We start from the raw sequence: 18,078 nt of genomic DNA on the forward strand, positions 1-18,078 counted from the left end.
CGTGGATCGGCGTCCGTGGCCGCTTCCGAGGCCTCGATCTGACGTATCCGCCGCCGTCCCGCACATCGCTGATATACGTATAGTCCCTGGTCTGCCCAGCTCAGCGCCGGTTCGTATACCCGTACGACACCTGCCGGACGAATTCTGCTTCCGGGATGTACGCCTATTCGCCATTCGGCGTCAACCTTCACGTCGCGGCCGGCCAATAGTGTTCGGCGCCTGACGCACGCCCCTCGCCATGCGATCGGCCCACGCCCGACGGATACCCGGGCGTGATGGCGAACCGTGCCCTCGAATTCATGTCGGAGTTGGCAGGTCTTCATGTCCGCGACACCCAATGTCAGTGTCGTGATCCCCACCCGGGGTCGCCCCGAGCTGGTGACTCGCGCGGTCCGGAGCGTCCTGGCGCAGACCGTCGACGACCTCGAGGTCATCGTCGTGATTGACGGACCTGACGACCTGACCCGGAGCGCGCTCACCGCGGTGGGCGACCCCCGGCTGCGGGTGATCGCCCTACCCGAGTCGGGTGGTGCCCCGAACGCCCGCAATGTCGGCGTCCGGGAGGCGCGGGCGCCCTGGACGGCGCTGCTCGACGATGACGACGAGTGGCTTCCCGACAAGCTCGCCGTCCAGCTCAAACTCGCCAAGGGCGCGCGGGTGCCGATGCCGATCGTTGCCAGCCGGCTGGTCAACCGTACGCCGCGCGCCGATTTCGTCATCCCCCGACGGCTGCCGGCCCCCGGCGAGCCGTTGAGCGAGTACCTCACCGTCCGGCGTGGCCTGTTTCACGGCGACGGCTTCATCCAGACCTCGACGATTCTCGCCCCGACCGAACTGCTCCGCCGGGTGCCGTTCACCGTGGGCCTGCGCCGCCTCCAGGAACTCGACTGGACGCTGCGGGCACTGCACCACGAGGACGTCGGCCTGGTCATCGCTCCCGAGCCGCTCGTGGTCTGGTACCAGGACGAGGACCGGCCGCGGATCAGCGACGGACTCGCCTGGGAACACCAGCTGGAGTGGCTGCGGCGGAGCCGTCCGCTCCTGACGCCCCGGGCGTACGCCGCGCTCACCATGAGCGTGCTCGCCTCCATGGCGGCACCGACCCGCAGCCTGACGGCGTTCCGCACCCTGCTCCGCGAGGCCCGCCGGCACGGCCGTCCCGGGCCGATCGACTACCTGACCTTCCTCCAGATCTGGCTGATCCCGCCACAGCTTCGCCGCACCCTGCGCGACCGGGTGCTCCGGCGCCGCCGGGGCGCCGCGGAATCCGCCGTCCGGCGGGGTGTCGAGGCGTCCGCTGTCCCGGCCACCGGTGCCGCCACGGCCGACCATGACGCGCGACGGTAGGACGGTGGTGATCTGGCGCAGCCACCTGCTCGCCGGATCCGAGACCTTCGTCCGGAACCACGGAGCCGCGCTGGCCCGGTGGCGACCGGTCTACCTGGGTGCGGTCAAGGTCAACTCCGCCATCGCCGCCGACGGCGACGTCATCGTCTATCCGGGGAGCCTCCGGGGCCGGGCCGATTTTCTCCGGCTTCGGGTGACCGGCTCCTCACCGCGGCTGCGGGCCCGGCTGGCCGAGCTGCGACCGGCGGTGGTGCACGCCCACTTCGGCAACGACGGCTGGCTGGTCAGCCACGCGGCGGCCCGGCTCGGCGTACCGCTGGTCGTCACCCTGCACGGGTACGACGTGACCCGGCTGCCCGGCGTACCCGGCTGGCGGGGCGCCCGCTACCGGCGCAACCTACGCCAGGTCTTCGACCGGGCCAGCGTCGTCCTCGCGGTCTCCGAGTTCATCCGAGACCGGGCGGTGGCGCTGGGCGCGGATCCGGCCAAGGTCCGGGTCCACTACACGGGTGTTCCGGTCCCGCCGCTGCCGGACGCCACACCGAAACGCTGGGACCTGCTCTTCGTCGGCCGATTCGTCGAGAAGAAGGGAGTCGACGACCTCGTCGAGGCCGTCGGCCGGCTCGACGGGCTCCGACCCCGGGTCCTCTTCGTCGGCGACGGGCCGCTGTGGGAACCGGTCCGGCGGCGGGCCGCCGCGCTCGGGCTGGACGCCACCTTCCTCGGCGCCCAGGAGCCGGCGGCGGTCCGCCGGTACATGACCGAGGCGAAGGTCTTCGTCTCGCCCTCCAAGACCGCCGCGAACGGGGAATCGGAAGGGCTGCCGACGACGATCCTGGAGGCGGCGACCGTCGGCGTGCCGACGGTGTCGACGTACCACAGCGGGATCCCGGAGGCGGTGCGGCACGGCGAGACAGGGCTGCTCGGCGCCGAGGGGGACCGCGCGGCGCTAGCCGCGAACCTCCGGCGGCTGCTCACCGACGACGACCTGCGCGTCCGCCTCGGTGACCGGGCGCGACGGCACGTGGCGGCCCACTTCGACCTGGCCACCCAGTCCCGCCGCCTCGAGGAGCTGTACGACAGGCTGCGGGTCGGCACCGTACCGGGCTGAGCTGCCGATAATCAGCTGTCATCCGCCCTTCGGCCCGGGCTAGGGTCCCAGAGGTTCGCCGTCGGCCGGATGCCGGACGGCGCCACGGGAACGAAAGCAGGGGACGACAGTGATCAGGACGTACACCGCGGTCGAGCGGCCCGACCTCTGGGCTCGGAAGATCGACTCCAAGCTGGTGTGGCCGGAGTACAACATGCACGGCGACGTGGCTGGCCGGTACTGGAACCTGCTCGACGTGGAACTCGCCGACTTCCAGTTCGTCCTCTACGACGACGAGACCGACGAGGTGGTGGCCGAGGGCCACACCGGCCCGTTCGGCTGGGACGGCGTGGACGCCCACCTGCCGGACGGCTTCGACCCGGCGCTCGAACTGATCTTCGAGCAGCGCCGGTCGGGTGCGCCGGTCAACACGCTCTGCGCGCTGGCGGCCGAGATCCCGCGCGCCAACCGCAGCCGGGGGCTGGCCACCGAGATTCTGCGCGCGATGCGGAGCATCGCCGACCGGCACGGGTTCACCCACCTGGTCGCGCCGGTCCGGCCCTCCTGGAAGGAGCGCTACCCGCTCACCCCGATCGAGCGGTACGTCCAGTGGCGGCGCCCCGACGGCCTGCTGTTCGACCCGTGGATGCGGGTGCACGAGCGGCTCGGCGCCCGGGTCGCGGGACCGCTGCCGCGCTCGTTCCGGATCACCGCCCCGGTCGCCGACTGGGAGTCGTGGACCGGTCTGGTCTTCCCCGAGTCCGGGGAGTACGTCTTCCCCGAGGGCCTCGCCCCGGTGCACATCGACCGGGAGGCCGACCTGGGGTCGTACTGGGAACCGAACGTCTGGATGGTCCACCCGCCGTTGCGGTAGCCCTCCGTACTCCGGTGGCGACCCCGCCATCCACTGGCGACTCCCTGGTGACCGCCAGCCCTGCCCGCGATGCCGTCGTCGCTCCGACATCGACAAGCCGAGGCCGCAACCGGGAGGATCGATTTATGTTCTGGGCTCCCGCCACGGTGATCAATTTGTTGGTGTATGGTCTCGTCTTCGCTGGTCTGGGCGGTTACGCGCTGATCCGCGCCGTGCCGGCATACCTCGAGAGCCAGGACGGCGCGATCCTCTTTGTGATCATCGTGGGGGTCGCGTTCCTCGCGATCGCCGTGGCCGCGTTCTGGCGGGCCGGGCGGGCGCGCAGGGCGGGGGCAGGCTGGTTCGACGAGGCCTGATGAGCGCGGGCGGCCGGCCCGTCTGGTTGTCAGCGGACGGTGGCGGCCGGCGTCGGTTCGGTGGCGGTGCCCAGCGCTGCGGCCCGGGTACGCCGGACCTGTCGGATCCCGTCCGCGGAGAAGACGATCAGCGCGAGCCAGACCAGGGTGAACCCGACGAGCCGGGCCGGCGGCATCGGCTCGTGGAAGATCAGAACGCCGACGCCGAGTTGGAGGATCGGGGCGAGGTACTGCAGCATCCCCAACGCGGTCAGGCTGAGCCGGTTCGCCGCACCGGCGAAGAGCATCAGGGGGGTGGCGGTCGCCGCACCGGCCAGGATCAGCAGCACGGTGTGCCAGGCCGAGACGTGGCCGAAGGTCGAGTCGCCGCGTGCGGTGAGCCAGGCCAGGTAGCCGAGCGCCGGCAGCGCCAGCGCCGCCGACTCGACGAACATCCCCTCGGCGGCGGGCAACCCGAGCTGCTTCTTGACCAGGCTGTACCCACCGAAGCTCAGTGCCAGGGTGAGCGCGATGTACGGTGGCCGACCGTAGTCGATGGTCAGCACCGCCACCGCGATGCCGCTGATGCCGAGTGCCGCCCACTGGGCCACCCGGAGCCGTTCGCGAAGCACGGTGACGCCGAGCAGCACCACGACCAGCGGGTTGATGAAGTAGCCCAGAGCGGTCTCCACCACCCGCTCGGAGTTGACGCCGTAGATGTAGGTGCCCCAGTTGACGGCGATCAGCGCGGCGGCCAGGGCCACCCTGGCGAGTTTGGCCGGCTGGTGGCGCAGGTCACGCAGGAATCGCCAGTTGCGGGCCACGGCCAGCAGCAGCGCGACGAAGACCGCCGCCCAGACCACCCGGTGCGCCAGGATCTCGATCGGTCCGGCCGGTTCGAGCAGCCGGATGTAGAGCGGAAAGAACCCCCACAGGGTGTACGCTCCGAGCCCGCACAGATATCCGACACGCGCCTGGTTCACGGTGCCACTGTAAGTGGCTGCATGGGGTCAGACCCCTTTCCCGTGAGCGGTCTCACCTGCTGCGGCGTCCACTCCATCCACATGCCGGGATCAGGCAACGGGTGGAACCCGAGCGGCGCGTAGAGGCCGTGCGCGTCGCGGGTGACGAGCATGATCCGGCGTAGGCCCAGCCCGGCCAGCTCGTCACAGGCGGTGCCGACCAGCCAGCGGGCCAACCCACGGCCGCGTTCCGCCCGGTCGACGTAGACGTCGCAGACCCAGGCGAAGGTGGCCCGGTCCGTGACCACCCGGCCGAAGGCCACCTGGGCGCCATCCCCGGGGCAGTACACCCCGTACGCCGTCGAGCCCTCGATCGCACGGAGCAGCACGTCTCGGGGCCGGCCCAGCGCCCAGTACGCGTCGGTGGAGAGCCAGTGGTGTACCCGGTCCAGGTCGAGCCGGCCTGGGTCGGTGGAGAGTTCGTATCCGTCCTCGCGGGTCAGGTTCAGCACGCCGTGACCGTATCCCCGGCCTGGCGGCCCGCCACCGGCCAATTCCTGGGCGGTGGCCTCCTGCCGTCGACGCGCGGCTCAGTCGCGGTCCAGCACCAGACCCAGCAACCAGGTGACCAGGCCGACGAAGATCGCCCCCAGCATCGCCGCCGGCCAGAACCCGTCGACGTCGAAGGGCAGGCCGAGCTGCCCGGCGATCGCGCCGGTGAGCAGGAACAGCAGGGCGTTCACCACGAGTGCGATCAGGCCGAGGGTCAGCACGTAGAGCCCGCAGCCGAGGATCTTGATGATCGGCTGGAGCACCGCGTTGACCAGGCCGAAGATGGCCGCCACCACCAGCAGCGTCCCGACCGCGCCGAGCGCCGAGTCGGCGCTCAGGGTGATGCCCGGGATGATGAGCGTGGCGAGCCAGAACGCCACGGCGGTGCTGACGAGCCGGATGAGAGGACCCTTCAGAAACTCCACCCGGCCGATCGTGTCACGGTGCGGCAAACCAGGGAAGCCCCGGGCCGGGGCGGAGACGTTTGACCGCCGGATCCGGGCGTCGGATGGTGACGACATCGGTCAGTCTCGCGGGAGATCCTGCCGGGTCGTCCGGTGTACGGTCCGAAGTGGTGGACCCGCCCGGGCCTCGCCAGCCACCCCGGCACTCTATGGGAGCAGGTCGATGGATTCCGGTGATCTGCCGACTCTGACGGTCGGGCAACGGATCAAGCTGCACCGCGAACGCGTAGGGAAGACCCGGGCTGTGCTCGGTGGGCTCGTGGGTCGGTCGGCCGAGTGGGTCAAGGCTGTGGAAACCGGCCGCCTACTGCCGCCACGACTTCCTATGCTTGGCCAGATCGCCAAGGCACTGCGGGTGGATCTCTCGGCACTGATTGGTTCAGATGAAGCGGTCTCGGTAGCTGTAGGACCGGGCCACCCGCAACTTCCGGCCGTTCGTGAGGCGTTGAACCGGTGGCCTATCCGCCTTGATGCCGAACCAGAACCACTCGACCACATCTGTGTCCGGCTGGAGGCCGCGTGGCGGGCGCGGCACGCTGCTCCCGACCACCGGACCGTCGTTGGCGCGCTCCTCCCGAAACTGATCCGTGACGCCCAGCGCGCGACGTGGACCAGCAGCGGCGATCAGCAACGTCGGGCGTATGCCGTGCTCGCCAATGTGCTCGGCCTGACCCAGATGTTTCTGGCATACCAGCCGGCTGCGGACCTGGTGTGGCGGACCGTCGACCGGGCGATGCTTGCGGCTCAGGAGTCCGCTGACCCGCTTGCCTTGGCCGGCGCGACGTGGTTCGCGGCGGCGGCGCATTGTGAGACCGGTGACTGGGACACCGCCATGACAGTCGTCCTGGATACGGTTCGAGCGATCGAACCTGTGTTGCCGGACGCCTCCAACGACTTGCTTGCGATGTGGGGCGCTCTACAGGTGGAGGCCGCGCACACTGCTGCGCGTGCCGGTGAGGCCGGGAAGGCATGGCGTCATCTGGACATCGCGGCAGATGTTGCGAAGCGGCTTCCGGATGACTACCACCAGACGTGGTCCAGCTTCGGCAAGGCCATTATGGGGCCTCATGCGGTCACCGTAGAGGTCGAATTGCGCAAGGGTGGCCACGCACTCCGACACGCGGAACGTTCGGCTCCGGATGCTATTCCGTCCCGTCCCCGGCGAGCCCGTCATCTGATCGAGGTAGCTCGGGGTCACCAGCTTCGTAACGACAAGGAAGCGATGTTGGTGAACCTCGACCGGGCGTACCAGACAGCTCCGGAAACGATTCGCTACAACGGGTTTGCCCGCTCGATGGTGCGAGAACTGCTTGACGGTCCCGTTCCGCATCGCCGTCGAGCCCACGACCTCGCCGTCAAGGTGGGCCTCGTGCAATAGGGGTACCGGCCGATCGTGTGCCGGTGTGGCAAACCAGAAAAGCCCCCGGGCCGGGGCGGAGACGTTTGACCGCCGGATCCGGGCGTCGGATGGTGACGACATCGGTCAGTCTCGCGGGCGATCCTGCCGGGTCTTCCGGTGTACGGTCCGAAGTGGTGGACCCGCCCGGGCCTCGCCAGCCACCCCAGCCCTTCAGGGGAGTTGATCAGTGTGGTCGAGACGGAGACGATAGGCGCACGGATCCGCTACTGGCGACTCCGTCGTCGCGGCATGACACAGGCGGTGCTGGCCGGTCTTGCCGGGGTTTCGCAGCCGTACATCTCGCAGGTGGAAGCGGGACACAAGAGCATCGAACGACGCGCGACGCTGGTCGCTATCGCCTCCGCGTTGCAGGTGACGGTGGCCGACCTGCTCGGTCAGCCCGGTGACCCCACCGACCCCGTGAAGGCTGGTGCGGCCGACGCCGTACCTGCGATCTGGGCAGCACTGGTGGAGATCGAGGAAGGTGAGCGTCGCCCACCGGCCCGTACCCGCGAGCAGTTGTCTGCCGCCATCGACCACAGCATTGAGTTGCGTAACCGCGCCGACTACGCACGCATGGCCGGACTGCTGCCGAACCTGTTGTTCGACGCGGCGCACAACCCTCGGACGCTCGCACAGGTCAGCTATCACACCGCGACGTGCCTTCGGCATCTCGGCTATCGACACCTGGCACAGACGGCGGCCAGGATCGCGGTCTCGGCGGCGGAGGAGTCGGAAGCGCCCGAGTGGATCGGAGCGGCCCGTTTTGCGTACGCGCAATCGTTGCCGATCGAGACGGCCGAGATCGCGTCTCGCGCCGCCGCTCGGTCCGTTGCCGACCTGCAAGCCGCCGCGGCCGTGCCCGAGGTACGGCAGATTCTCGGCCAACTGCATCTCTCCGCGAGTTTCACCGCTGCGGTCGCCGGCCGCGACGACGATTCGGCGGCGCACCTGGCCGAGGCGACCAGGGAGGCCGACAGCCTCGGTGACCCGGCGGACGGTGCGGGGTTCAACCAGTGCGGCTTCGGCCCCACCAACGTCGCGCTCTGGCGGATGTCAATAGCCGTCGAGCGCGGTGAGTACGGGCGAGTGATCGAGCTTGCGCGTAAGGTGCGGCCAGACGCCCTGTCGGCTGCGATTCGGCATCAGTCGTACTGGTTGGACCTCGGCCGAGCTCTGGCCCACTCCGGTCGGCGAGACGGTGAGGCGCTGGGCGCGCTCCTGCGGGCGGAGCGGTCTGCTCCCGTGCAGTTCCGGCTCAACCCGCTCGCCCGGGACACGGTCGTGATGTTGATCCGTCGAGCCCATCGCCGGTCTGTGCCGCACGGCCTTCGTACGCTTGCCCGCCAATTCGATATCGACGCATAACCGACGGTAATAGAGTTCCTCACCGCTCTCCGTAGCGTTCCGGCTACGGGCGCGCGGCTGGCCGTGCGGCCAGCCGTACCCGAGCGCCCGCCGGCCCGGGTTCCGATCCGCCCATCACACCCGGGCCGGCCACCGGTAACGGAAGGGGATGTGGTGGGAATTCGGGAATGGTGGCAACGCCGTCGGACGGCGGCGTTGTTCGAGCGCCATGCGGCTGAAGTGCTCGCGGCGGCTCGGGAGGACGACGCCGAGGAGACCAGGCGGGCGATCGAGCGAGTGGAACTGGGGTGTCGCGAGCGGCACGACGACGCTGCCGAGCGGGCCGAGTATGGCTGGAACGGGCCGACCCGAATCAACGGGCTACCGCTGTTGACATACGGGCAGCGGTGCCGGTACGGCACCGGGCGGGCCGTCTGATGGTGAGCCGGGTCTGGTGCCGGTGCCGGAACCGGAGCCGGCGATGAGGGAACGGCCGCCACACCTCACCGGGCCGGCGATCCCGGACGTCCCGACCGGCACGCTGCTGCGGTTGGCGCCCGGAGAGTGGTCCCACTGCCATGCGGTACCCGCAGGGAGCCGGCTCGACGTGACGGTGTCCCGGGTACACCGGAACGTGGTCCGGCGGGACGAGGCCGGGTTGTGGGTCTGGGTGGTCGGCCACGAGCACCCCGCCTGCGGCTGGGCGCACGTCGAACGGCACCCGCCGTGCCGGCAACTGATGGTGCGAGTGGACGTCCTGGCCCGGGCGGTCGCCTCGTGAGCGGGAGTCCCGCGCCGCCCGGCCCGGCGGTCGGGGTGGCGTACGAGCTGATCACCGGCCACGCCGCGGGACAGACCTGCCCGTCCTGCCGGGACGGGTGGTGCCCGGCGGCGGAGTGGGCGCTGTGGCTGGTGGTCGCCGACGACCAGCTTCCTCCGGGTGGTCGGGATCCGGTGACCGCGGTGGCTCGACAGGTGTACCTGGCGCACCGGGCGCGGCCGAGGGGCGGCTGTCGCCCGTGCGGGCTGCCGGACTGCGAGCGGATGGAGATCGCCAGCGCCTGGCTGCTGCGCGCCGGAGAGCTGCACGAGGTCCGTACCTGGCACCTGGCCGGCACGGACGTGCTGATGCCGGTCGCGCCCGACCCCTCGGGGCCCGCCCGGTGACGCGGCGAATCAGAACCGGGCGGGCGACCCGATCAGCTGCTGCTCGATCGGCGTGGCCGAGAGGAGCGCCCAGCGCAGCACCCGGCGGTTGATCACCCCGACCATGTCGGCCCGGATCCGGGTCAGCCAGTCCGCCGAGTCGCCGAGGCCGAGTGCCAGACCGGCCAACTGGGCCTCGTGCGGCCGAAGCGGCTGCAGCACCACCAGGTCGGCGCGGGAGACCGCGTCGACGTCGACCGGCGCCAGCTCGTCGCGGACCACCAGGCTCGCCTGCCAGCCCGGGCCGGGCTGGGTGTCGGCGGCCACCGGCCCGACGTCGACCACGACCAGCAGCGGCTGGAGCTGGCTGCCGGGCGGACCCCCGACCGGCCGGCCGGGCGGGATGACCGCGATCGGGGAACTCGGGGCACTGGCCCCCCGGACGAACGGCTCCCAGACGCGCGGCCGGGCGGTCTGCACCACGATCCGGGCGCCGAGTGCCATCGCGCGCAGCGCGATGAGCTGCGCGGCCCGGACCCCGCCGATGAGCACCGCCCGGGTGGTCTCGGCGCGGAACAGCCGGGCGAGCACCGCCGAGCCGTGCCGGTTGGTCCCGATCATCAGCCCCGCCAGCCCGATCGGCAGGTTCAGGGCGTCCACCGCGGAGGCGGCCATCGTGGTGTTCGGGGTCGTCGCGGTCGGACCGGCGCCGAGCACCCCGAGCGGCAGGGTCGCGGCGACCCCGTCGAGCTGTTCACCGTCCAGCCGGCGGGCGACCGCGTGCTCGGCCGCGAGCAGTCGGCGCAACGCCTGGACCGCGGTGGCCAGGGCGGGGGCGGTGGTGGCGGCGAGGCGTACCGTCAGGTCCACCCGGACTGCCTCGGAGCCGCTGCCCACCCACGGGCCCGCGCTGAGCGAGACCGTGGTGGCGGTGGCCGGCAGCGCCAGCAGCCGAGGGATCAGCCGACGCCCGGTCTCGGTCCGCAGGTCCGGCCAGCGGCGCAGCCGGAAGGTGGTCTGCACCAGCCCGCCGAGCTGCACCCCCAGCCAGCTCTCCCGGCCCGGCTGCACGCCGTCGTGGTGGGCCAGTTCCGCGAGTACGCCGAGCGCGGCCCGCTCGCCGAGCACGCGGCTCGGCACCGGCTTGAGCCGTCGGCTCACCTTACGGACGGCACTGGAGAGCGCCCGGACGAGGTCATCCTCCGACCAGCCGTCGGCCCGAAGCACCCGGACGGCGAGCAGCACCCGCTCGTACCCGAGGAGTCGACCGTCGGTGAGCTGCCGGTACGACGTCGCCGGCGTGCCGCCGCCGGCGCTGAGCGTGGGCGCCGGGGCACCCGCGATCAGGAGCTGGATCCGGGTGGGCGGGGTCTCCGGGCTGGCCGCCGGCAGCAGGCTGGCCGGGGAGAGCAGGACCTGCGGGGTGTCGGTCAACATCCCGACCTGGTCGCCGAGCTCCAGGACGGCGGTGAGGCCGTAGGCGTCGCTGACGATGGCGGCGGCATCCCCGGCCAGCTCGGCGGGGATGATCGTGGCGCCGGGGTCGACGAGGTCGAGCAGCGCCTCCGGCGGCGCGGCCGACCGCAGTGTGCGCTGGCGGGTGGAGTACCGCAGACCGATACCGATCCACTCGAACAGCCAGCGGCGGCGCAGCCGGATCCAGCTCAGCAGCACGAGCGCGACGCCGACCAGGGCGGCACCGGCGATCAGCAGCGGGTTCTGCCCGAGGGTGGCGAGGACGAGGGCCACGGCGACCTGGAGGGTCACGATCTGCCCCGCCCGAACGCCGAGCGGGCCGGAACGGGCCGGAGTGGACGCCGCCGGCAGCGGTGCCGGTGCCGACCGGTCCAGCCGGTTTCCGCTGGTACCGGCGGGCCGGGTCCTGTTGTCTGTCGCAGTAACCGTCACCGCGATAGCCTCCCCTGGATGGGCCCCGCCCATGGGCGTGCCCCCCGCAATTCGCTCAGGGGCCTATCGTATGGGCCGGACAAGGGGAGAGGGGGCCCGCATGCCGTCGCGACAGGACCAGTTGCACTCGTATCAGTTCATGGTGCAGCGGGTGGTGGGTGCGTTGGTGATGCGGGAGACCGATCCCGCGCAGTCACCGTTCCGGCGGGCTGCGGGCGCGACCATGGCCAGCGTGCTCGTCGCGCTGATCGCCATCGGTGGCTCGGTGGTGTACGGCCTCTTCGTCGGCGGCGGCGCCACCAAGTGGAAAGACCCCAACGTGGTCATCGTCGAGAAGGAGTCCGGAGCACAGTACGTCTACCTCGACGAGAAGCTGCGGCCCGTCCTCAACTACACCTCGGCGGTCCTCGTCGCCGGCGGCGGAAGCACGCAGCCCAAGACCGTCTCGGTGTCGCGCAAGTCGCTGGAGAACGTGCCCCGGGGCGTGCCGATCGGCATCCCGGACGCGCCGGACTCGTTGGCTCCGGCCAACCGGCTCATCAACGGCGGGTGGACCATCTGCTCCTCCCCGCGCTCCGGCAGCGGCTCCCCGCCGCCCCAGTCGGCCCTGCTGATCGGTGGCGAGGCGCGGGGTGGCACCACGATGCGGGAGGAGGCCCTGCTCGCCACCCACCCCAACGGATCCCTCTACCTGATCTGGCACAACCGCCGGCACCTGATCCGGGACCGGGAGCTGGTGATCAACGCGCTGGGGTGGAGCGGCCAGCGGCAGGTGGCGGTAGCCCCGGCTCTGCTCAACGCGCTGCCCTCCGGTGCGGACCTGGCCCGGGTGCCGATCAGCGGCGCGGGTCAGCCGTCCCAGTTGCTGCCGGACGCCCAAATCGGGGACGTCTACTTCGTCGAGCCGCAGGGCGGGGTCCGGCAGTACGCGGTGCTCAAGCAGGACGGCCTGGCGAACATCACCGAACTCCAGGCGAACCTCCTGGTCACCGACCTCGGGCAGCAGAACAAGCCGGAGGAGATTCCGCAGGGCACCTACGCGAACACCCGCAAGGCCAACGACCTGCTGCCGCCGGACGAGGCGGCGCCGCCGGCCACCATCCCGAAGATCGTCGCGTCCGAGAGCAGCGTGGTCTGCGCCGACGTCCCGGACGACAGCGGGGTGCGGACCGTGCGGGTCGGCGCCGAGCTGCCGGACCTCACGAATGTGCCGCAGACCACCGCGCGGTCGCCCGAGGGCGCGGGGCTCGCCGACCGCGTCCTCGTCACCCCCGGCCGGGGAGTGCTGGTGGAGGCGGCCGCCGCGCCGGGGGCGACCGGCGGCGCCATCTCGATCGTCACCGACCTCGGGCGGCGGCACGCGGTGGTCAGCGCCGATCTGCTCGGCGCGCTGGGGTACGGGGGCGTCCGGCCGAAGCGGATGCCGGCGAACCTGGTGTCACTGATTCCGGGCGGGCCGGCGCTGGATCCGGAGGCGGCCCGGAACGCGGTGGGGCAGCAGTGACGGGTGATGTTTGAATAAGCTGTCCTTGACCATGGCGGTGGCGGGCCTGACTGGTGCGGCCATCTCGATTGGTCCATCAGACGGGCAGAGGGGGGTACCCAAGGGTTGCCCTCGACCGCTACCGTCGGCTACGGACGTGAATTCCGCCTCGTGCCGTCGTGGTCCGAGCGGGGCGGTCACGAAGCGGGGTGTCCACAGTGGGCTCCCCAGGAAACGGAAACGAGTAGAGGGAGCGGGGTGACGTCAGGGGTGTCCCGGACGCAGGCAGAAGCCGCAGTGATGCAGCAGACCGCCACCAAGTTCGAGCAGGTCGACCAGGGGCTGCAGAGCATGCTCAGCAGCCTGATGAACGAGCTCGAGGTGCTGCGGTCCGCGTGGCAGGGTGCTGGTGGCCGCTCGTTCGAGCAGGTCAAGCAGCAGTGGGCGCAGAGCCAGGAGAAGATGCACCAGGCGCTCCGCGAGACCGCGAGCGCGATCCGCACCGCCGGCCAGCAGTACGACGCCTCCGACACCGAGGCGTCGAGCCGGATGGCGGCGACCAACCAGCACATCAACCTGCCGCTCTGATCTTTTCTGGGGAGGGAAGATTCCGATGAGTGACGGCCTCCTTGTCGTCCAGTTTCCCGCGCTGCAGCAGGCGAGCGCGGACATCCAGAAGGCGCTGAACACGCTCGACTCGCAGCTGGACCAGCTCGAGCGTGACGCGGCGCCGCTCGTCCAGACCTGGGAGGGCGAGGCGCAGCAGGCGTACGCGGTGCGTCAGGCCCGGTGGCGCCAGTCGCAGCAGGAGCTGTCGAACATGCTGCGGGCCATCAAGCAGGCGCTGGACGAGTCCGCGCAGGACTACCTGAGCACCGAGAAGAAGAACACCAGCCTGTTCCAGTAGGGACAGCGCTGCCGTACGACCAGGGATGCCCTGGGGCGTCGCGCGACCGCCGCGCCGCGCGCCCCGGGGCATCCTGGTGTTTCGGCCCCGCTCGGTGGCCGACGGCCACCGAGCGGGGCCGTGCGTCACCGCCGGTCGTGGTCACGCCGGGCCGGCCGGACGCCAACCGCGGCGCATGCCGCGCGGCACCACGACCGCCAGCAGCAGGGCCACCCCGGCCACCGTGCCGGCCAGACCCGCGACCCAGAGCGCCCGTTCCTGCGCGACGGAACGCCGCTCGGCGCGGGCCACCGCCGCCGGGTCCTCGTGCGGCGCCGGCAGACCACCGGCCGCGGGCTGGCGGGCCGGCGCGGCGGTGTCGGTGACCGCCCGGTACGGGTTGAGCACCCCGGCCCCGACGGCGTTGGCGTCGCCGGCCGCCGGATCCGCCGTCGCCTTGATCCGCTCGGCCACCTGTTGGGCGGTCAGGTCCGGCCAGTACTGCCGAATCAGCGCCGCGGTGGCGGACACGAAGGGGGTGGCGTAGCTGGTGCCGTTGTCGATGACGTGGCCTCGTTCCGGCACGGCGACCGTCACCGCGGCGCCGGGGGCGACGACGTCGACCCAGTCACCCCGCTGGGAGAAGGGCGAGACCGTGCCGTCCTCGTTGACGGAGCCGACACCGATCACGCCGTCGTACGAGGCGGGGTACGGCCGCGGGTTCCCGTCTTCGTTCTTGTTGCCGGCGGCGGCCACCACCACCACGTCGTGCGCGACCGCGTACTCGATGGCGGAGCGGAGCGCGGGGCTGTCCTGGTAGTAGACGACCGAGAGGTTGATCACATCGGCGCCCTGGTCCACCGCCCACCGGATCGAGGCGGCGAAGGTGGCGACCCCGACCGTCCGCCCCTGTTCCTTCCCGTCGACCTGCTTCTGCTCGCTGACCCGGACCGGCAGGATCCCGGCGTCCGGGGCGAGTCCGCGGAAACCGACGCCGTCGACCGGTGAGGCGACGATGATGCTCGCCACACCGGTGCCGTGCCGGGCACAGTCCCGGCTGCCGTTCAGGCCCGGGTCCAGGTAGTCGCGCCCCGGCAGCACCTTGCCCCGCATCTGCGGGTGCGTCTTGTCGACGCCGGAGTCGATGACCGCCACGGTCACCTGCTTGCCGGTGGCCAGGGGAGCCAGTCGGTCCGGAGCGTACCGCTGCTGGGGCCAGGGGACCGGTTTCAGCGGCTTGGGCGGCTCGTCGGTGCTGTCGCAGCCGGGAAGGGCGCGCTGGGCCACCGGCAGCGACAGCGGAGCGGCGACGGCCGGCCCGGTGGCGACCAGCGGCACCGACACCGCGATGATGGCGCCCACCAGGGTGAGTCGTATTCTCCGGCCAGGCATCACTTGCCTCCGAATCGGTCTGGTCCGCCATGGGGTCGGTTTGCCGTCGGGTCCGCCCACCGGATGCTATCGGTGGACCGCCGAGCGCGGGATCCACCGCCAGGCAGCCATTGTGATCCTGGCCCTACCTTGTAGGTTGTACGCGATGCTTATGCCCTGTACGGCGGAGTGGAGGTGGCCGTGACCGAATGGGAACCGGCCACCGAGACCGAGGCCGCGATGCGGGACGCGCTCCGGGCAGGTGACCAAGAACTCTACTTCCGCATCCTGTCCCGCGCCGACCTGCTGCTGCCGGTCTCGGCCGAGGCGCTTGCCGGCCGGGCCCCGATGGGTTGGGGCACCTGGACCACCGGTGGGCGAACCCACGTGCTGGCCTTCACCTCGGCCACCGCGCTGCAGGCATGCCTCGCCGAGAGCGCCGGCTCCTCCCGGCGTACGGCCTATCCGGAGCTGGCCGCGGGCTGGCCGAATCCGGAGTGGTGGCTCGCGGTCAATCCCGGTCTGCCGATCGAGGGCTACCTGCCCGCCTGGTTCGTCTCCCAGCTCGGCCGAGGCGACGTCCGGCTGCCGGGCCGGACTCGGGCCCGGCTGGAGCAGGTCGAGCGGGTGACCCGGGCCCGGGCCACCGCCACGGTGCCCCGACGCGTGCCGTCGGGCGGGGTGAATCCGGCGGTGCCGACCTCCGGGCCGGGCCTGCCGTTCCACTCACCACCGTCGTCCCCGCCACCGTCGTCCCCACCGACGCCGTCCCCGTCAGCGCCGCCGACCGGAACGCCGCCGACCGGAACGCCGGCGACATCGCGGCCGGCGGCCAGCTGGTTTCCGCCGGTGGATCAGCCGTCCACCGCCGACAGGTCTCGGGTGGGTGACTCCGGCACGGCCACCGTGGGCGGGCACGGCGGGTGGGGCAGCAGCCAGGACAGTGAGCCGACGGTCGGCTGGATGACGCCGCGCCGCCGGCCGCCGGCACCGATGAACGGCACGCCGGCGGCTCCCGGGACGGAGGCCTCCGCCGCACCATCCTCCGTCCTCCCCCCGCCACCGAGCTGGACCGAGCCGTCGGCCGCCCCCGGACCGGACGCGCGGTCGTCGCCCTCGGCCGCGCCGGGACAGGCCGAGTCCTCGGCGCCGGTCTCCGGGGCGCCGAGGTCCGAGGTGTCGCTCTTCGAGCCGGCCTCCCGGCGCTCCGTCCACGCCGATGCCGAGCCGGCGACGGCGTCTCCGTCGGAGGTCGACGCGCAGACCACCGTCGCCTGGTCGGCGCCCGGCAGCGAACAGGCGACGGTGGCCTGGACAGTCGCCCCGTCCGCCAGCTCGTCCGCCGCGACGGCCGAGGTCGCCGGCCCGAGCGGCGAGACGGCCGAGGCCGGCGGCCCGAGCGGCGAGGCCGGCAGCCCGGGGCCGTACGGCGGCCCGGCGACCTCGACGGCACATCCCGCCCCGGCGGACAGCGCCCCCGCGGAGCCGGCCCCGGGGCACGGCGGGCGCGGAATGGACGCGTCGTCGACCCCCACCTCCCGAACGACCGCCGAGTCCCGGCAGCGTCCCGTCGACTTCGTCCCCGCCACCGACGTCGAGCGGAGCCTGCTGGAGGCGGCCGAGAGCGGGAGCACCGACAGCTTCCTCTCCACCCTCCTGCTCGCCCAGGTGTTGCTGCCGGTCGCTCCCGGTTCGGCCGCCGGTAGCCGGCCCGGTGACGACGGCTTCGAGTGGCGGACCGAACTCCTCGACGGCGACCGGTACGTGGTGGTCTTCACCTCCCCGGAACGGCTGGCCGACCATCTGCCGACGTCCGTGGAGACCGTCGAGGTGAAGTTCGTGCAGCTCATCCGACGGTGGCCGGACGACGCCTGGTCGTTCGCGGTCAACCCGGGGACACCGGTCGGCGCCAAGCTGCCCGGGAGCGAGATCGTCGCCCTGGCGAACTGGGCTGCCGAGGTGGGGCTCGGCGACGACCCCGAGGGCACCGAACCGGCGCCGGCGGCCCCCACCGAGGAGGAGGCGCCACGGTCGACGTACGCCCCACCCCGGGAGGAACCGGGGCGGCCGACGATGATGCAGAAGACGGTCGCCCCGAGCCAGGTCTCCTACTACCTGGAGCGGGGCTACGACCGGGTCTCCGGCTTCGTGCACCGGGCGTCCGAGGTCGCGCACCTGCGTACCCCGGCGAAGCTGTACGCGGCTCTCGGCCTGAACTACCCGAACTCGCCCTTCTCCCGCGACGCCGACGAGGTGTACGTCCTGCGCTGGCCGGCGTACCGGCCCAGCCTCTACCGGATTCCCTACGGCGGCCAGAACGAGGCGGCGATGCGGGCGATGGAGGGTTGGGTGATCGAACGGCCTCCGTTCCGGGGCAACGGGTTCGCGCCCGGGGAGAGCAGCGACGTCGTCGCCGAGTTCAAGGTGGACAGCATCCGGCTGCCGCACGGGGCCCAGCTCTGGCGGATCGGCGCCGATGGCAGCGAACGGCTCGTCGCCACCCTCGACTGCGACGTGCCCGTCTGGCGCCGCGTGGAGGAGGACTGATGCGGGACGGCTACGTCGCCCAGTGGCGGGGTCGGGAGTACGAGGCGAGCCCCGACGGTGACCACGTCCGGCTCTACCAGACCGAGCCGGGCGAGGGCTTCTCCGAGGTCCGACCCGGGCGCTATGTCCGGGCCGTCCCCGCCGCCGAGGTCAACGACCTGGCGTACGTCCGCACCCGGTGCTCCTGGAAGGGCCAGCCGTTCATCGTGCTCGCCCGGCACGACAACTGGCTGCGCGTCGAGTACACCGGCGGCCGGTGGCCCGTCGCCGAGGCGCTGGGGTTGGAGGCGTTCGACTTCGGCGTCTACCAGGGTTGGGCTCCGGTCACCGAGGTGACCGACCTGCGCGAGCACCGGATCTGATCCCG

General features: G+C 71.8%; 19 protein-coding genes. 14 read left to right on the forward strand and 5 right to left on the reverse strand.

Annotation, left to right across the window (positions count from 1 at the left end; all coding sequences use genetic code 11):
• The first annotated feature begins 321 nt into the window (after positions 1-321).
• From EF879_RS03360 to EF879_RS03375, 4 genes are all read left to right on the forward strand, one after another.
• Positions 322-1,347: a glycosyltransferase family 2 protein gene (locus EF879_RS03360; RefSeq protein WP_123554484.1), complete on the forward strand. Its 1,026-nt coding sequence runs from the start codon at positions 322-324 to the stop codon at positions 1,345-1,347.
• A gap of 4 nt (positions 1,348-1,351) precedes the next feature.
• Positions 1,352-2,458 (forward strand): glycosyltransferase, encoded by a 1,107-nt coding sequence (locus EF879_RS03365; protein ID WP_233604190.1) that lies wholly within the window; start codon positions 1,352-1,354, stop codon positions 2,456-2,458.
• Between the two features lie 109 nt (positions 2,459-2,567).
• On the forward strand, positions 2,568-3,311 hold the full coding sequence (locus EF879_RS03370) for a hypothetical protein (protein WP_123554489.1): 744 nt from the start codon (positions 2,568-2,570) through the stop codon (positions 3,309-3,311).
• Positions 3,312-3,436: 125 nt separating this feature from the next.
• A complete protein-coding gene (locus tag EF879_RS03375; protein WP_123554496.1) occupies positions 3,437-3,667 on the forward strand; it encodes a hypothetical protein in 231 nt (76 codons plus the stop codon).
• Between the two features lie 29 nt (positions 3,668-3,696).
• On the opposite strand, the gene rarD is transcribed toward EF879_RS03375, so the two are convergent.
• From rarD to EF879_RS03390, 3 genes are all read right to left on the reverse strand, one after another.
• Positions 3,697-4,629: an EamA family transporter RarD gene (gene rarD, locus EF879_RS03380; protein ID WP_123554498.1), complete on the reverse strand. Its 933-nt coding sequence runs from the start codon at positions 4,627-4,629 to the stop codon at positions 3,697-3,699.
• Positions 4,626-5,120 (reverse strand): GNAT family N-acetyltransferase, encoded by a 495-nt coding sequence (locus tag EF879_RS03385; protein WP_123554501.1) that lies wholly within the window; start codon positions 5,118-5,120, stop codon positions 4,626-4,628. Before EF879_RS03385 ends, rarD begins: the two co-directional genes overlap by 4 nt.
• 78 nt (positions 5,121-5,198) lie before the next feature.
• Complete coding sequence (locus EF879_RS03390; RefSeq protein WP_123555331.1) at positions 5,199-5,585, reverse strand: phage holin family protein; 387 nt, start codon at positions 5,583-5,585, stop codon at positions 5,199-5,201.
• Between the two features lie 202 nt (positions 5,586-5,787).
• Here EF879_RS03390 and EF879_RS03395 point away from each other — a divergent pair, with 202 nt between their 5' ends.
• The 5 genes from EF879_RS03395 to EF879_RS03415 all read left to right on the forward strand — a co-directional run bounded on the left by EF879_RS03395 (position 5,788) and on the right by EF879_RS03415 (position 9,537).
• The gene (locus EF879_RS03395) at positions 5,788-7,002 is read left to right on the forward strand and encodes a helix-turn-helix domain-containing protein (RefSeq protein ID WP_123554503.1); all 1,215 of its coding nucleotides are present in this window, start codon (positions 5,788-5,790) and stop codon (positions 7,000-7,002) included.
• Positions 7,003-7,212: 210 nt separating this feature from the next.
• Positions 7,213-8,391: a helix-turn-helix domain-containing protein gene (locus EF879_RS03400; protein WP_123555333.1), complete on the forward strand. Its 1,179-nt coding sequence runs from the start codon at positions 7,213-7,215 to the stop codon at positions 8,389-8,391.
• Positions 8,392-8,544: 153 nt separating this feature from the next.
• Complete coding sequence (locus EF879_RS03405) at positions 8,545-8,808, forward strand: hypothetical protein (protein WP_148086344.1); 264 nt, start codon at positions 8,545-8,547, stop codon at positions 8,806-8,808.
• 43 nt (positions 8,809-8,851) lie between these two features.
• The gene (locus EF879_RS03410; protein WP_148086345.1) at positions 8,852-9,151 is read left to right on the forward strand and encodes a hypothetical protein; all 300 of its coding nucleotides are present in this window, start codon (positions 8,852-8,854) and stop codon (positions 9,149-9,151) included.
• Complete coding sequence (locus EF879_RS03415) at positions 9,148-9,537, forward strand: hypothetical protein (RefSeq protein ID WP_123554510.1); 390 nt, start codon at positions 9,148-9,150, stop codon at positions 9,535-9,537. The genes EF879_RS03410 and EF879_RS03415 overlap by 4 nt, the downstream gene beginning before the upstream one ends.
• 9 nt (positions 9,538-9,546) lie before the next feature.
• Here the strand turns inward: EF879_RS03415 and eccE are convergent, their stop codons facing one another.
• Positions 9,547-11,457, reverse strand: a complete 1,911-nt coding sequence (gene eccE, locus EF879_RS03420; RefSeq protein WP_123554512.1) for a type VII secretion protein EccE — start codon at positions 11,455-11,457, stop codon at positions 9,547-9,549.
• A gap of 67 nt (positions 11,458-11,524) precedes the next feature.
• Here eccE and eccB point away from each other — a divergent pair, with 67 nt between their 5' ends.
• From eccB to EF879_RS03435, 3 genes are all read left to right on the forward strand, one after another.
• Complete coding sequence (gene eccB / locus EF879_RS03425) at positions 11,525-12,928, forward strand: type VII secretion protein EccB (protein ID WP_123554514.1); 1,404 nt, start codon at positions 11,525-11,527, stop codon at positions 12,926-12,928.
• A gap of 249 nt (positions 12,929-13,177) precedes the next feature.
• The gene (locus EF879_RS03430; RefSeq protein WP_123554516.1) at positions 13,178-13,495 is read left to right on the forward strand and encodes a WXG100 family type VII secretion target; all 318 of its coding nucleotides are present in this window, start codon (positions 13,178-13,180) and stop codon (positions 13,493-13,495) included.
• 25 nt (positions 13,496-13,520) lie between these two features.
• A complete protein-coding gene (locus tag EF879_RS03435; protein WP_123554518.1) occupies positions 13,521-13,814 on the forward strand; it encodes a WXG100 family type VII secretion target in 294 nt (97 codons plus the stop codon).
• A gap of 141 nt (positions 13,815-13,955) precedes the next feature.
• On the opposite strand, the gene mycP is transcribed toward EF879_RS03435, so the two are convergent.
• Complete coding sequence (mycP, locus tag EF879_RS03440) at positions 13,956-15,185, reverse strand: type VII secretion-associated serine protease mycosin (protein WP_123554520.1); 1,230 nt, start codon at positions 15,183-15,185, stop codon at positions 13,956-13,958.
• A gap of 180 nt (positions 15,186-15,365) precedes the next feature.
• Here mycP and EF879_RS03445 point away from each other — a divergent pair, with 180 nt between their 5' ends.
• Both EF879_RS03445 and EF879_RS03450 read left to right on the forward strand, forming a co-directional pair.
• Positions 15,366-17,711 (forward strand): SseB family protein, encoded by a 2,346-nt coding sequence (locus tag EF879_RS03445; protein WP_123555335.1) that lies wholly within the window; start codon positions 15,366-15,368, stop codon positions 17,709-17,711.
• Positions 17,708-18,073 (forward strand): hypothetical protein, encoded by a 366-nt coding sequence (locus EF879_RS03450; RefSeq protein ID WP_123555337.1) that lies wholly within the window; start codon positions 17,708-17,710, stop codon positions 18,071-18,073. Before EF879_RS03445 ends, EF879_RS03450 begins: the two co-directional genes overlap by 4 nt.
• Positions 18,074-18,078: the final 5 nt, after the last annotated feature.

Origin of the sequence: Micromonospora sp. HM5-17, from assembly GCF_003762835.1 — a bacterium.
Taxonomy (GTDB): domain Bacteria; phylum Actinomycetota; class Actinomycetes; order Mycobacteriales; family Micromonosporaceae; genus Plantactinospora.

Coding starts and splice junctions, on each gene's coding strand:
- EF879_RS03360 (WP_123554484.1), top strand. CDS start 322: ATGTCCGCGACACCCAATGTCAGTGTCGTGATCCCCACCCGGGGTCGC.
- EF879_RS03375 (WP_123554496.1), top strand. CDS start 3,437: ATGTTCTGGGCTCCCGCCACGGTGATCAATTTGTTGGTGTATGGTCTC.
- EF879_RS03395 (WP_123554503.1), top strand. CDS start 5,788: ATGGATTCCGGTGATCTGCCGACTCTGACGGTCGGGCAACGGATCAAG.
- EF879_RS03410 (WP_148086345.1), top strand. CDS start 8,852: ATGAGGGAACGGCCGCCACACCTCACCGGGCCGGCGATCCCGGACGTC.
- eccE (WP_123554512.1), bottom strand. CDS start 11,457: ATGGGCGGGGCCCATCCAGGGGAGGCTATCGCGGTGACGGTTACTGCG.
- eccB (WP_123554514.1), top strand. CDS start 11,525: ATGCCGTCGCGACAGGACCAGTTGCACTCGTATCAGTTCATGGTGCAG.
- EF879_RS03435 (WP_123554518.1), top strand. CDS start 13,521: ATGAGTGACGGCCTCCTTGTCGTCCAGTTTCCCGCGCTGCAGCAGGCG.
- mycP (WP_123554520.1), bottom strand. CDS start 15,185: ATGCCTGGCCGGAGAATACGACTCACCCTGGTGGGCGCCATCATCGCG.